Annotated in this window: 11 protein-coding genes; 9 read left to right on the plus strand and 2 right to left on the minus strand. The window is 70.2% G+C overall.

Going from position 1 to position 14,144, the window contains the following annotated elements; translation table 11 throughout:
- Positions 1–168 precede the first annotated feature (168 nt).
- From AC3WLZ_RS06120 to AC3WLZ_RS06130, 3 genes are all read left to right on the plus strand, one after another.
- Positions 169–663, plus strand: coding sequence for an FHA domain-containing protein (locus AC3WLZ_RS06120; RefSeq protein ID WP_412924205.1), 495 nt, complete (start codon positions 169–171; stop codon positions 661–663).
- Positions 663–1,349: a transcriptional regulator FtsR gene (gene ftsR, locus AC3WLZ_RS06125; RefSeq protein ID WP_492469459.1), complete on the plus strand. Its 687-nt coding sequence runs from the start codon at positions 663–665 to the stop codon at positions 1,347–1,349. The genes AC3WLZ_RS06120 and ftsR overlap by 1 nt, the downstream gene beginning before the upstream one ends.
- A 96-nt stretch (positions 1,350–1,445) precedes the next feature.
- Entirely contained in the window at positions 1,446–1,988 is a 543-nt protein-coding gene (locus tag AC3WLZ_RS06130; RefSeq protein ID WP_412924207.1) for a MerR family transcriptional regulator, read from the plus strand.
- Positions 1,989–2,038: 50 nt separating this feature from the next.
- Here the strand turns inward: AC3WLZ_RS06130 and AC3WLZ_RS06135 are convergent, their stop codons facing one another.
- Positions 2,039–2,848, minus strand: coding sequence for a ParA family protein (locus tag AC3WLZ_RS06135; protein WP_412924208.1), 810 nt, complete (start codon positions 2,846–2,848; stop codon positions 2,039–2,041).
- 69 nt (positions 2,849–2,917) lie between these two features.
- On the opposite strand from AC3WLZ_RS06135, the gene AC3WLZ_RS06140 reads away from it, so the two are divergent.
- The 3 genes from AC3WLZ_RS06140 to AC3WLZ_RS06150 are packed head-to-tail and all read left to right on the plus strand — an operon-like array spanning position 2,918 to position 8,992.
- Positions 2,918–6,325: a pyruvate carboxylase gene (locus AC3WLZ_RS06140; RefSeq protein ID WP_492469460.1), complete on the plus strand. Its 3,408-nt coding sequence runs from the start codon at positions 2,918–2,920 to the stop codon at positions 6,323–6,325.
- A gap of 49 nt (positions 6,326–6,374) precedes the next feature.
- The gene (locus AC3WLZ_RS06145; protein WP_492469461.1) at positions 6,375–8,504 is read left to right on the plus strand and encodes a MinD/ParA family ATP-binding protein; all 2,130 of its coding nucleotides are present in this window, start codon (positions 6,375–6,377) and stop codon (positions 8,502–8,504) included.
- Positions 8,501–8,992, plus strand: coding sequence for a peptide deformylase (locus AC3WLZ_RS06150; RefSeq protein ID WP_134128909.1), 492 nt, complete (start codon positions 8,501–8,503; stop codon positions 8,990–8,992). The genes AC3WLZ_RS06145 and AC3WLZ_RS06150 overlap by 4 nt, the downstream gene beginning before the upstream one ends.
- A gap of 99 nt (positions 8,993–9,091) precedes the next feature.
- Here AC3WLZ_RS06150 and AC3WLZ_RS06155 read toward each other — a convergent pair whose 3' ends face one another.
- A complete protein-coding gene (locus AC3WLZ_RS06155; protein ID WP_492469462.1) occupies positions 9,092–10,918 on the minus strand; it encodes an AMP-dependent synthetase/ligase in 1,827 nt (608 codons plus the stop codon).
- A 157-nt stretch (positions 10,919–11,075) separates the two neighbouring features.
- Here AC3WLZ_RS06155 and AC3WLZ_RS06160 point away from each other — a divergent pair, with 157 nt between their 5' ends.
- Genes AC3WLZ_RS06160 through AC3WLZ_RS06170 form a run of 3 tightly spaced genes read left to right on the plus strand, consistent with a single transcriptional unit; the run spans position 11,076 to position 14,074 of the window.
- Positions 11,076–12,011 carry an ROK family glucokinase gene (locus AC3WLZ_RS06160; protein ID WP_412924213.1) on the plus strand — a complete coding sequence of 312 codons (936 nt, stop codon included), beginning with the start codon at positions 11,076–11,078 and terminating at the stop codon, positions 12,009–12,011.
- Positions 12,012–12,013: 2 nt separating this feature from the next.
- Positions 12,014–12,727, plus strand: a complete 714-nt coding sequence (locus AC3WLZ_RS06165) for a lysophospholipid acyltransferase family protein (RefSeq protein ID WP_412924214.1) — start codon at positions 12,014–12,016, stop codon at positions 12,725–12,727.
- A 9-nt stretch (positions 12,728–12,736) separates the two neighbouring features.
- A complete protein-coding gene (locus AC3WLZ_RS06170) occupies positions 12,737–14,074 on the plus strand; it encodes a class II 3-deoxy-7-phosphoheptulonate synthase (protein WP_492469463.1) in 1,338 nt (445 codons plus the stop codon).
- Positions 14,075–14,144: the final 70 nt, after the last annotated feature.

Consider the following 14,144-nt stretch of genomic DNA (forward strand, 5'->3'; position numbering starts at 1 on the left):
GCACCTGCGCTGGATAGGTTCGAGTGTCCCCCGTCGCACCGAACCGCTTCCCGAACGCGGTCCGTGCTGCCGACGCCGGGAGAAGACCCATATCCCATGGCCTCCGCGAGGCTCATCGGCAGCTCCGGCTCGGAGCCGGTCGGCTATGGTGGAAATGAAGGAGCAGCCGTGGACGAGACCCGCAGATTCGAGCGCGACGATATTCGACGCGCCGCAGACGCTGCCGCGTCCGAGCCGTCGCATGACACCACGCAGACGTTCGGGCACGACGCCGATCTCTCTTTCGTCCCGTTCGGCGCCGACCTCACCGAGGCCGAGGTCGAGGCGATCGGCGCGCTCCCTTCCGGTGCCGCCCTGCTGATCGTCCGTTCCGGGCCCACGACCGGTGCCCGGTACCTGCTCGACACCGACGTGACGACCGTCGGGCGTCACCCCGAAGCAGACATCTTCTTCGACGACGTCACGGTCTCGCGCCGTCACGCGGAGATCACCCGTTCCGGCAGCTCCTTCGAGATCGTCGACCAGCGGTCGCTGAACGGCAGCTACGTCAACGGCGAGCGCGTCGACCGGTCGGCGTTGATCAACGGTGCCGAGGTGCGCATCGGCAAGTTCCGCCTGAACTTCTTCGGCTCACCGGTCGACCTCCCGCCGGTAGAGAACTGATGGCGGCAGCCCCCGCCCGCGGTCGTCCGGCGGCCTCGGGGCTGTTGAGCATCGGACAGGTCCTCGCGCGACTCACGCCCGAGTTCCCCGCGCTCTCCTCCAGCAAGCTGCGTTTCCTCGAGGTGCAGGGCATCGTCTCGCCCACGCGCACCGAATCCGGTTACCGCAAGTTCTCGCCCGGCGACCTCGATCGTCTTCGGCTGGCGCTGTCTTTGCAGCGCGATCACTACCTTCCGCTCGCCGTCATCCGCGACTACCTCGCCGACGTCGACGCAGGGCGCAATCCCGCACCTCCGACGGCGATCGCGTCGATGACGAACGCGCCTCGCCGCTACCGCCGCGACGAGCTCCTGGCCGCGGCGGGCGCTGCGCCTCAGCTGCTGAACGACGCGATCAGCACGGGTGTGATCACGGGCGCCGAAACGTACTCCGAACAGACGGTCACGCTGCTGCGGACCCTCGTCGCCCTCGACCGTCACGGCATCGAACCGCGACACGTGCGGTCGCTCAGGCAGAGCGCCGAGCGCGAGGCATCCCTCGTCGAGTCCGCCCTGTCGGCTCTGCTGCGACGCCCGGATGCGGCGTCTCGAGCGCGCGCGAGCGAGCTCGCCCCCGAGCTCGCGGCCCGCCTCGACGAGGTCCGCACACTGTTCGTCCGCGAAGCGATCGACCGGATCCTGTCCTGACCGCGACACGCCGACCCCCTCGGCTCGGATGTCATTGCCGGGGGACCCTCGCTGATCTAGCGTGGAACCAACGAGCCGATGAGGAGGGACGCGAGCATGAACGCTGGCGACGTAGTCGGTGAACCCCGGTTCGCCACAGATCTCCTCTTCACCGACGGGCTTCCCGAGATGGACGACGACACGGGCTATCGGGGAGCGGTCGCCGCGCGAGCCGCGGGCATCACGTACCGTCAGCTCGATTACTGGGCTCGCACCGAACTCGTCGTCCCGACCGTTCGGGGTGCGAGCGGATCCGGTTCGCAGCGGCTCTACGGTTTCCGCGACATCCTCGTGCTCAAACTCGTCAAGCGTCTTCTCGACACCGGCATCTCGCTCCAGCAGATCCGCACCGCCGTCGAACAGCTTCGCGCCGCCGGCATCCGCGATCTGGCCGGAACCACGCTCATGAGCGACGGTGCCTCGGTATACCTGTGCACCTCGAACGACGAGGTCATCGACCTCGTCAGCCGTGGGCAGGGCGTTTTCGGGATCGCGGTCGGCAAGGTCCTCCGCGAGGTGGAGTCGACGCTGGTCGACTTCGAGTCCGCGGCCGAGGCGGTCGACGAACTCGCCGCGCGCCGCGCCGCCCGCACCGCCTGACCCCCCCGGGACCCTTCCGCTCACGCGCGAGAGGGCGGGGAGAGGAAGGGCTACGCCTGCGGGGAGTCCGAGACCGGGATGCGGCCGGTGCGGACGATGCGGTCGAGCAGGGCGTCGAAGTCGGCGGCCAGCTCCTGCGCGGAGTCGCCGGGCCACACGTGCAGCGGCTTAGCGGCGCCCTGGGCCTGCTGCAGCGACGTGCGCTCGGGCAGCTGCGGGTTGAGGACGAGCGGGCCGAACATGTCGCGCAATTCCTTGATACGGAACTGGTGCTCGATCGACTGCGGGCGGACGCGGTTGACGACGACGCCCAGCGGCTGGAGACGGGGGGAGAGGCCGCGGCGGATCTCTTCGATGGCGCGGAGCGCGCGGTCGGCGGCGGCGACGGAGAACAATCCGGGCTCCGTCACGACGATGACGCGATCGCTCGCGGCCCATGCGGTACGGGTCAGCGCGTTCAACGACGGGGCGCAGTCGATGAGGACGAGGTCGTAGTCGGACTCGATGGTGGCCAGGGCCTCCTCGAGCTTCCAGACGTCGCGCACGCTCGGGTGCGGGCCGTCGAAGTTGATGGCCGATGGGCTGCCGATGAGCACGTCGATCGTGCCGGGGTGGACCTTGGCCCAGCCGCTGGAGGTGATCGCCTGACGGACGACCTTCTCTTTCGGGTTGGCCAGGACATCGGCGATGTTCAGTCGACCGGCGACCTGGATGTCCATGCCGGTGGACACATCGGACTGCGGGTCGAGGTCGACGACGAGAGTGCGAACGCCACGTGCGAAGGCGGCGGATGCCAGCCCGAGCGTCACGGTCGTCTTGCCGACCCCGCCTTTCAAAGAGCTGACGGAGAGTACGTGCACGATCGTCTACGTTACCTTCCCCTAGGCTGTGAGCACATTCAGCTCCGCCAGCTTGACGTGAGGGTGTGCATGTTCTCGAAAATCCTGGTCGCCAATCGCGGAGAGATCGCCATTCGGGCGTTTCGAGCCGCCTACGAGGTGGGAGCCCGCACCGTCGCGGTCTACCCCTACGAGGACCGCGCATCCCTCCACCGGCTGAAGGCCGACGAGGCGTACCAGATCGGCGAGCGCGGGCATCCCGTGCGCGCCTACCTCGACGTCGACGAGATCATCCGCGTCGCTCTCGAGTGCGGGGCGGATGCCATCTACCCGGGATACGGGTTCCTCTCGGAGAACCCCGAGCTCGCCGAGAAGGCCGCCGCGAACGGCATCGCCTTCATCGGGCCGCCCGCCGAGGTGCTGTCCATGGCGGGCAACAAGGTCACGGCGAAGGAGCACGCGATCGCCGCCGGCGTTCCGGTGCTGCGGTCGACGGCCGCCTCCGACGACGTCGATGCTCTCGTCGCTGAGGCGGAGGGGATCGGCTTCCCCCTGTTCGCGAAGGCGGTTGCCGGCGGCGGCGGCCGCGGGATGCGGCGCGTGGAGTCGATCGGCGAGCTGGCTCCCGCGCTCGCGGAGGCGATGCGCGAGGCTCAGAGCGCGTTCGGCGACCCGCGCATGTTCCTCGAGCAGGCCGTGCAGCGACCGCGCCACGTCGAGGTGCAGATCCTGGCCGACGCCACGGGCGAGACCGTCCACCTCTTCGAGCGCGACTGCTCGGTGCAGCGGCGGCACCAGAAGGTCATCGAGATCGCCCCCGCACCGAACCTCGACGACGCCGTGCGAGAGGACCTGCACCGCTACGCCGTCGCCTTCGCCCGTTCGATCGGCTACCAGAACGCCGGGACGGTGGAGTTCCTGCTCGAGACGGCGGGACCGCGGGCGGGCGAGGTCGTGTTCATCGAGATGAACCCGCGCATCCAGGTCGAGCACACCGTGACCGAGGAGGTGACGGACGTCGACCTCGTGCAGTCCCAGATGCGCATCGCCGCGGGAGAGACGCTCGCCGAGCTCCAGCTCACGCAGGGCGAGATCCGTCTGCGCGGTGCGGCCCTCCAGTGCCGCATCACGACCGAGGACCCGACGCAGGGGTTCCGTCCTGACACCGGCAAGATCACGACCTACCGCTCACCGGGTGGTGCCGGCATCCGTCTCGACGGCGGCACGACCGCCGCAGGGTCGCAGATCAGCCCGCACTTCGACTCGATGCTCGCGAAGCTCACGTGCCGCGGCCGCGACTTCGGTGCGGCGGTCGCCCGGGCCCGCCGCGCGCTGGCGGAGTTCCGCATCCGCGGCGTCTCCACCAACATCCCGTTCCTGCAGGCCGTGCTCGATGACCCGGCGTTCGTCGCGGGCGACCTCAGCACCTCGTTCATCGACGAGCGGCCCGGGCTGCTCCGGGGGCGCGAATCCAAGGACCGCGGCACCAAGATCCTGTCGTGGCTCGTGGACACGACGGTCAACCGCCCGAACGGCGAGAACCCGCTCTCGGTCGAGCCGGGCAGCAAGCTCCCCGCCGTCGACCTCACGGCTCCCGCGCCCGCCGGTTCGCGCCAGCGGCTGCAGGAGCTCGGGCCCGCCGGGTTCGCGAAGGCGCTCCGCGAGCAGACGGCCCTGGCGGTCACCGAGACGACCTTCCGCGACGCCCACCAGTCCCTTCTCGCGACGCGTGTCCGCACGCGCGATCTCGCCCGCGTCGCCCCCTACGTCGCGCGGCTCACGCCCGAGCTGCTCTCCGTCGAGGCGTGGGGTGGTGCGACCTACGACGTCGCGCTCCGCTTCCTCGGGGAAGACCCCTGGGAACGCCTCGACGTGCTGCGCGGGGCGTTGCCGAACGTGGCGATCCAGATGCTCCTGCGCGGTCGCAACACCGTCGGATACACCCCGTACCCGACGGAGGTGACGGATGCCTTCGTCGCCGAGGCAGCGGCATCCGGGATCGACATCTTCCGCATCTTCGACGCGCTCAACGACGTCGCGCAGATGCGGCCCGCGATCGACGCGGTCCTGGCAACCGGAACCGCTCTCGCCGAGGTCGCCGTCTGCTACACCGGCGACCTGCTCGACCCCCGCGAGGACCTCTACACGCTCGACTACTACCTGCGGCTGGCCGAGCAGATCGTCGATGCCGGCGCGCACGTGCTCGCCGTGAAGGACATGGCGGGACTTCTCCGACCGGCGGCAGCCGCGCGCCTGGTGTCGGCTCTGCGCGAGCGCTTCGACCTTCCCGTGCACGTCCACACCCACGACACCGCGGGCGGTCAACTCGCGACGCTTCTCGCCGCCTCGGCGGCCGGAGCGGATGCCGTCGACGCGGCGGCCGCTCCGATGTCGGGCACGACGAGCCAGCCGTCGCTGTCGGCCCTGGTCGCGGCGCTCGCGCACACCGAGCGCGACACGGGGCTCGATCTGGCAGCCGTGTCCGACCTCGAGCCGTACTGGGAGGCCGTGCGCCACCTCTACCGCCCCTTCGAGTCGGGGCTGCCCGGCCCCACCGGGCGCGTCTATCACCACGAGATCCCGGGCGGTCAGCTGTCGAACCTGCGTCAGCAGGCGATCGCGCTCGGTCTGGCCGACGACTTCGAGCTCATCGAGGACATGTACGCCGCGGCGAACCGGATCCTCGGACGTGTGCCCAAGGTCACTCCGTCCTCGAAGGTCGTCGGTGACCTGGCCCTCCATCTCGCGGCGGTCAAGGCCGACCCCGACGACTTCGAGCGCAACCCCGAGAAGTACGACGTGCCCGACTCCGTGGTCTCGTTCATGGCGGGCGAGCTCGGCGATCTCCCCGGCGGGTGGCCCGAGCCGTTCCGCACGAAGGTGCTCGCCGGCCGCGACATCAAGACCGGACTCACGCCGCTCACGGCCGACGACCTCGCCGCCCTCGGGGGCGACTCCGAGACGCGGCGTGGACGGCTCAACGCGCTTCTCTTCCCGGCGCCCACCCGCACGTTCCTCGAGACGCGCGCGGCGTACGGCGACCTCAGCGCCCTCGACACCGCCGACTACCTCTACGGCCTGCGCGCCGCCGAGGAGCACACCGTCGAGATCGAGCGCGGTGTGCAGCTGTTCGTCGGCCTCGAGGCCATCGGCGACGCCGACGACAAGGGCATGCGCACCGTCATGACGACGCTCAACGGCCAGTTGCGGCCGGTGTTCGTCCGCGACCTGTCGATCGACGTCGAGGCGCGGCAGGCCGAGAAGGCGGACACCTCCAAGCCCGGTCAGGTCGCGGCGCCCTTCTCGGGTGTCGTCACCTTGAAAGCGGCCGTCGGCGACCGGGTCGCGGCCGGTCAGGCGGTGGCATCCATCGAGGCGATGAAGATGGAGGCCGCCATCACGAGCCCCGTCGACGGCGTCATCGAACGGCTCACGGTGGGGGCGACCCAGCAGGTCGAAGCCGGAGACCTTTTGCTCGTCGTCCGTCCGGCGCAGTAGCCTCAAAGGGGGGCGCTCTTCGCGCCCCCCTTTTTCTTTGGAGACTGCAGTGACCCCCGACCGCACCGACGAGACCCCCGACGACGGCGCCGAACACGGTGTCCTCGACGACAGCGGCTCGCTCGACACGTCCAGCATCCACATCCTCGGCGGACACATCGCACAGGTCAGCGTCGACCTCCCGGTGTCCGACGACGACGACGTCGACGACGACGTGGTCGAGGACGAGATGCCCATCATCGACCCCGAATCCCGCGGCTTCGAGGTCGTCGGGATCGTGCAGCTGCCGGACGCCGACGGGCCGCCGCCCCTCACCCACGTTCCCGACCCCGCGGTCGCGGAAGCGACGGAGGAGCCGGAGTCCGAGGCGCTCCCCGCCGGCGACATCATCCTCGAGCCGCGCGACGACTCGGACGGGTGGGATGCCGACGGCGGCGAGGTCCACGTCGCCGAACTCGTGCACGAAGACGGCGAGGAGCAGCCCGGGGGTCCCGACGCGGATGCCATGACGGGCGACCCCGAGACCGAGGACGCCGAGCACGTCGACGCCGCGCTCGAGGACGCGGATGTCGAGCCCGACGCCGAGGTCATGCGCGAGGTACCCGTCGAGCAGGACCGCGAGTCCGCGGACGCCGACGGGCTCGAGTCGGACCACGAGACCGAGCCGTCCGCCGACGGGGACGTCGTCGAGACCGCACCGGCCCCGGATGACGCCGAGCCCGCGGACGCGACCGTCGAAGACGCCGAGGCCGCCCCCGCCATCGTCGAGGACACGGCGGAAGAGGAGCCCGAGTCGGTCGCCGACCTCGACGTCCCGACGTTCGAAGAGCACGAGGCCGAGCCCGCTGCAGGCGAAGCCGAGGCCGCCGTCGAGGAGCCCGCGCCCGTCGCGGTGCACGAGACGGCCGCGGAGACCGCCGTCACCCGAGAGCCGAACATCGCCGCCGCGGAACTGCCCGACGCGGATGCCGCGGAGCCTCCCGCGGCCCCCGCGGACGTCGCCGCGGCCAACGTCCCCGCGGACGCCGCGCCGGCCACCGGTCCCGTCCCGCGCACTCGAGCCGAACGCGCTGCGACCGGCGTGATCGGTACCGTTCCGCTCACGCGCCGCGAGGTGCACCAGGCGGACGAGACGGCGCGGGTCGGTCGCCTCCACGCGACCGAGCGCGTCCGCACGCCGGCCACCGACCTGACGCTCGCGTCCAAGCGGCTGGGAGAGATCGACGACGTCCGCGAGAGCCCGGATCTCCTCACCGCCGACCGCCTGCTCGATCCGCGCCAGATCGCCCGCCCCGAGCCCGAGGGCCTGTGGCAGCAGCTGGTGTACTCCGTGTCGCGGCATCGCATCAACCTCGGTGACGGTCGCCGTGCCCGCGCCCGCAAAGACCTCGACCGCCGGATCGCGGCGCCGCTCTCGGGTGAGGCGCGCTTCGTGCCCGTGGTGTCGCGCAAGGGTGGCGTCGGAAAGACCACCGTCACGTCGCTGCTGGGCATGGCCCTCGCCGACGCCCGCGACGACCGCGTGATCGCCGTCGACGCCAACCCCGACCGGGGCACGCTCGCCGATCGCGTCGGACGCCCCAACGGACGGACCGTGCGCGACCTGGTGCGTGCGCACGACGACGTGGACGGCTTCGGCGACGTGTCCTCGATCGTGGCGCGGGACACCACGCGCCTGGACGTCCTGGCATCCGACTCCGATCCTCGAGTGTCGGAGGCGTTCAGCGACGACGACTACCGTCGGGTCGCCGACATCGCCGCGCACTACTACTCGATCGTCCTCACCGATACCGGGACAGGGATCGTCCACTCCGTCATGGAGGCGACGCTCGAGCTCGCCGATTCGCTCGTCGTGGTCGCGGGACTCTCCGTGGACGAGGCGCGACTGGCGTCCGAGACACTGACCTGGCTGGAGACCAACGGCTACGCCGATCGGGTTCGCGGGGCCGTCGTCGTCCTCAACAACGCTCGCCCCGGCGCGCCCCTCGTGCGCGAGAGCGAACTGGAGGCGCACTTCCGCAGCCGCGTCCGCGCCGTCATCCGGATGCCGTACGACGCCCACGTCGCCGCCGGCAGCGCGATCGCGTTCCGCGATCTGCAGCCCGGCACGCGCCTGGCAGCCCGAGAGCTGGCCGCGGCCGTCGTCGAGGGCCTGCGCACCCCGGCGGCCGTGGCATGACGGTCCGCCCGATCCGCCTCTTCGGCGACCCCGTTCTGCGCGCCCCCAGTGCGCCCATCGAAGAGATCGACGACGGCATCCGCGCCCTCGTGCGCGACCTCGTCGATACGGTCGAGCCGCCGGGTCGTGCGGGTGTGGCCGCGCCCCAGATCGGTGTGGGTTTGCGCGCCTTCAGTTACAACATCGACGGCGACATCGGCTATGTCCTGAACCCCGTCCTGGTCGAGACCCGCGGTGAGCCGGAGCTGGTGGGGGAGGGATGCCTCTCCGTCCCGGGCCTCTGGCACGACGCGCTGCGCTACCCGTGGGCGAAGGTCGTCGGCATCGACCTCGACGGCAACGAGGTCGTTCTCGAGGGCGAGGGCCTGCTCGCGCAGGCGCTGCAGCACGAGACCGACCACCTCGACGGGAAGCTGTACCTCTCGCGCCTCCCCGCGGAGACGCGTCGCGAGGCGATGCGGCAGATCCGCGAGAGCGACTGGTTCTGACCCGAGTCACCGCCTCTCCGAAACAGGGCATGGAACGAGAACAGGCCGATCCGACACGGATCGGCCTGTTCTCGTCTCAGGACCTGTTGTGGCGACGGCTCAGGGCAGCGACACGTTGGTGGTGTTGATCGGCACCGCGTAGATGTCCTCGATCGCGTCGGCGAAGTCGCTGACGATGACGTTGCGCTTGATGCTCATCTTCGGCGTCAGGTGCCCGCTGGCCTCGGTCCATTCCGTGGGAAGGATCGAGAACTTCCGGATCGACTCGGCGCGGGAGACGCGGGTGTTGGCGCGGTCGATCGCGCTTTGGATCTCGGCGCGCACCTTTTCGTTCGTCGCCGCGTCGACCAGCGACATGTCGGCGGGCAGCCCGTTGTTCGCGAGCCACGTGGGCAGCATCTCGGGGTCGAGGGTCACGAGAGCGGCGATGAACGGCTTGTGGTCGCCGACGACGACGACCTGACCGACGATCGGGTTCGCGCGGATCGGGTCTTCGAGCGCCGCGGGGGCGACGTTCTTGCCGCCGGCGGTGACGATGATCTCCTTCTTGCGACCGGTGATCGAGAGGAAGCCGTCGGAGTCGAACGCGCCGATGTCGCCGGTCTTGAACCAGTCGCCGTCGAACGCTTCGGCGGTGGCCTCGGGGTTGCGCCAGTACTCGGAGAAGACGTTGATGCCGCGGACCTGGATCTCGCCGTCGTCGGCCAGGCGCACGCTGACGCCCGGTAGCACGGGCCCGACGGTGCCGATCTTGGACTTCGTCGCGAGATTCACCGTCGCCGGCGCGGTGGTCTCGGTCAGGCCGTAGCCCTCGAGGATCACGACACCGAGGCTGCGGAAGAAGTGCCCGAGCCGCGGGCCGAGGGGTGCTGAGCCCGAAACGGCGTACACGATGCGGCCGCCCATGGCCTCGCGGAGCTTCGAGTACACGAGCCGGTCGAACAGGGCGAACTTGATCTTCAGCAGGAGGGGGATCGGCTTGCCCTGCTGTTCGCGTTCGGAGTGCTCGATGGCCGCCGCGGCGGCGGCACGGAAGATCTTGCCCTTGCCGCCGGCCTCGGCCTTCTGCTCGGCCGAGTTGTAGACCTTCTCGAACACGCGCGGAACGGCCAGGAGGAATGTGGGCTGGAACGACCCGAGCGCGGGGAGCAGCTGCTTCGTGTCGGGCTGGTGACCGGTCTTGACGCCGGCGTGCACGTTCAGGAGCGAGATGAAGCGGGCGAAGACGTGCGCGGTCGTGATGAACAGCAGGGTCGACGCGCCGGGGGTCTCCACGACCTCGTGCAGCGCCTTCGCCGAGTTGCGGGCCAGCTCGACGAAGTTCCCGTGGGTGAGGACGCAGCCCTTGGGGCGGCCGGTGGATCCGGACGTGTAGATGAGCGTCGCGATGTCGGAGCTGTTCGCGATCGCGCGGCGTCGGGCGATCTCGGCATCCTCCACTCCTGCCCCGCGGGAGACCAGCGCGTCGAGGTCGCCGGCGTGCATCGCCCACACCTCGCGCACGAGGGGGAGGTCGCTGCGCACCTCGTCGAGGCGCTGGCCGTGCTCGGACGACTCCACAATCGCGGCGATCGCGCCGGAATCGGACAGGATCCACGAGATCTGCGTCGGGGAGCTGGTCTCGTACACGGGCACCATGACCGCTCCGGCGTAGAAGAGCGCGAAGTCGACGAGCGTCCAGTCGTAGGTCGTGCGGGCGATGAAGGCGACCTTCTCACCGGGTTGGATGCCGGCGGCGACGAAGCCTTTCGCCAGGGCGATGACCTGCTGCTCGAAGTCCCGGGCGGACACCTCGCGCCACCCGGAGCCGTCGGGGACGGCGAAGAGCGCCCGATCGGGCGTCGCGGCGACCCGATCGGCGAGCAGGTCGGACGCGTTCGCGGACGGATCGGCGGGAACGACAGGGGCAAGGTCGAACTGGATCACGGTAACTCCTTTGGCACCGGAAGAGCGTTCAGCGGTCCATCGAGTCTAGTCGCAGGTTGCGAGCTCCACCGGGGCGCCACGGGCTGTCCGCGCCGCAGCGCGCCGGTGGCTAGACTGCTGCGGGCCGAGCCGCGGGGCGGGCCGAAAGGGGAACGCGGTGCGCAACATCGGTATCGACATCGGCGGCACGAAGATCGCCGGTGGCGTGGTCGACGAAGACGGCACGATCATCGAGAAGCTCCGGGTGGACACCCCGATCGACCCGATCGCCCTCGTCGATGCCGTCGTCGACATGGCCGACCACTTGCGCCGCAGTCACGACGTGCACGCCATCGGCGTCGCGGCGGCCGGATTCATCAGTCGCGACCGCAGCACCGTCATCTACGCGGCGAACATCGACTGGAGGAACGAGCCGCTCCGCGCTCGCCTCGAGGGCCGTCTCGACACGCCCGTGACCATCGAGAACGACGCGAACGCCGCCGGATGGGGCGAGTACCGCTTCGGTGCCGGGCAGGGCGTCCACGACATGGTCATGCTGACGATGGGCACCGGTGTCGGCGGGGCCGTCGTCACCAACGGCGAGCTGTTCCGCGGGGGTCACGGCATCGGTGCCGAGCTCGGCCACCTGCGGTTCGTCCGGGGCGGGCACCCGTGCGGGTGCGGACAGAACGGATGCCTCGAGCAGTACGCCTCCGGACGCGCCCTGCAGCGGGAGGCCAACGCGATCGCCGACGAGGGCGGCATCGGCGCGGCGCTGGCCGCCGTCCGCGCGGAGAAGGGCGCGATCCCGGGTCCCGCCGTCTCGCGTCTCGTTCTGGCGGGCGATCCGGGTGCCATCGAGGCGCTGCGGCGCGTGGCCACCGCGCTCGGCGAGGCGTGCGGCGGCTTCCAGGCCGTCCTCGACCCCGAACTGTTCGTGATCGGCGGGGGAGTCGCGCAGCTGGGCGCCGATCTCCTCGTACCGGTGAAGCTCGCGTACGAGACGTCCCTTCCGGGGTACGGTGAACGTCCGGTGGCGGAATTCACGATCGCGCGACTGGGCAACGACGCCGGTCTCATCGGGGTCGCAGACCTCGCCGGGAAGGAGCGCTGACGATGTTCTACTGGCTCATGAAGTACGTGGTCATCGGGCCGGTCATCAAGGCCGTGTTCCGTCCGTGGATCGTGGGCCGGCGCAACATCCCCCGCGAGGGGGCGGCCATCCTCGCCAGCAACCACCTGTCGTTCTCCGACTCGATCTTCCTGCCGCTCATGATCGACCGGCGCATGGCGTTCCTGGCCAAGAGCGACTACTTCACGGGCAGAGGCCTCAAGGGGTGGGCGACGCGGCTCTTCTTCACCGCCACCGGCCAGCTGCCGATCGACCGCTCCGGCGGAAAGGCCTCCGAGGCGTCGCTCAACACCGGCCTCGGGGTGCTCGGTCGCGGCGAGTTGCTCGGCATCTACCCCGAGGGCACGCGCAGCCCCGACGGGACGCTCTACCGCGGACGCACGGGCATCGCGCGCATGGCGCTGGAGGCGCGCGTCCCGGTGATCCCCGTCGTGATGGTGGACACCGGCGCCGTCATGCCCATCGGGCAGCGTCTGCCGCGCGTCGGTCGCGTCGGCATCGTCATCGGCGAGCCGCTCGACTTCTCCCGCTTCGAGGGGATGGAGAGCGATCGCTACATCCTCCGTTCGGTCACGGACGAGATCATGGTGGCGCTGCAGCGCCTCGGCGAGCAGCGTTACGAGGACGTGTACGCCTCGACGGTGAAGGACCGTCTGGCCAGCGCTCAGGCGGCGAAGGCCCCCGCGGCCCGCCACTAGACTTCAGGAGTGAATCAGCAGCTCCACGACCTCGACCACTGGCTGACCCTGCCCATCAAGCAGCAGCCCCAGTGGTATGACGAGGCCGCTGTGGCCGCGGCATCCGCCGAACTGGCCACCCTCCCACCGCTCGTCTTCGCGGGCGAGGTCGACAACCTCCGTGACCGCCTGGCCCGTGCCGCCGCGGGGCAGGCCTTCCTGCTCCAGGGCGGAGACTGCGCCGAGACCTTCGCCGGTGCGACGGCCGAGCAGATCCGCAACCGCATCAAGACGGTTCTCCAGATGGCGGTGGTCCTCACCTATGGCGCGTCGATGCCCGTGGTGAAGATGGGGCGCATGGCGGGTCAATTCGCCAAGCCCCGGTCCAGCGACACCGAGACCCGCGGCGACGTGACGCTCCCCGCCTACCGCGGCGACATCGTCAACGGCTACGACTTCACCGAGGAGTCGCGCAAGGCCGACCCCGCGCGCCTGCTGAAGGGCTACCACACGGCCGCGTCCACCCTGAACCTCATCCGCGCCTTCACGCAGGGCGGATTCGCCGACCTCCGCGAGGTGCACAGCTGGAACAAGGGGTTCGCGAGCAATCCCGCGAACCAGGCGTACGAGAGCATGGCGGCCGAGATCGACCGCGCGATCAAGTTCATGGAGGCGGCGGGCGCGAACTTCGACGAGCTCACGCGTGTCGAGTTCTACACCGGCCACGAGGGCCTGCTCATGGACTACGAGCGTCCGATGACGCGCATCGACTCGCGCACGGGGCTCGCCTACAACACGTCCTCGCACTTCCAGTGGATCGGCGAGCGCACGCGCGAGCTCGACGGTGCGCACGTCGACTACTTCTCCAAGATCCGCAACCCCATCGGCGTCAAGCTCGGCCCGACGACGACGGCCGAGACGGCGCTCGCCCTCATCGACAAGCTCGACCCCGAGCGCGAGCCCGGGCGACTGACGTTCATCACGCGCATGGGCGCGGGGAAGATCCGCGACGCTCTGCCGCCGCTGCTCGAGGCCGTGCAGGCGTCCGGCGCGACGCCGCTGTGGGTCACCGACCCGATGCACGGCAACGGGATCACGACGCCCACGGGGTACAAGACGCGTCGCTTCGACGACGTCGTCGACGAGGTCCGTGGATTCTTCGAGGCGCACCGCCAGGTGGGCACGCACCCCGGTGGCATCCATGTCGAGCTGACGGGCGACGACGTCACCGAGTGCCTGGGCGGGTCCGAGATGATCGACGAGGCCACGCTCGCGACGCGGTACGAGAGCCTGTGCGACCCGCGTCTGAACCACCGTCAGAGCCTGGAGCTGGCGTTCCTCGTCGCCGAGGAGCTCGAGAACCGCTGACCACGGCCCGCACGACGACGCCCCCGATCCTCGCGGTCGGGGGCGTCGTCTTTCGCGTGGTTTCCGTACA

Source organism: Microbacterium sp. FW305-3-2-15-F-LB2 (assembly GCF_058787255.1).

Excerpts from the sequence above, each read along its gene's own strand:
- ftsR (WP_492469459.1), top strand. The coding sequence starts at position 663 with ATGGCGGCAGCCCCCGCCCGCGGTCGTCCGGCGGCCTCGGGGCTGTTG.
- AC3WLZ_RS06140 (WP_492469460.1), top strand. The coding sequence starts at position 2,918 with ATGTTCTCGAAAATCCTGGTCGCCAATCGCGGAGAGATCGCCATTCGG.
- AC3WLZ_RS06130 (WP_412924207.1), top strand. The coding sequence starts at position 1,446 with ATGAACGCTGGCGACGTAGTCGGTGAACCCCGGTTCGCCACAGATCTC.
- AC3WLZ_RS06150 (WP_134128909.1), top strand. The coding sequence starts at position 8,501 with ATGACGGTCCGCCCGATCCGCCTCTTCGGCGACCCCGTTCTGCGCGCC.
- AC3WLZ_RS06165 (WP_412924214.1), top strand. The coding sequence starts at position 12,014 with ATGTTCTACTGGCTCATGAAGTACGTGGTCATCGGGCCGGTCATCAAG.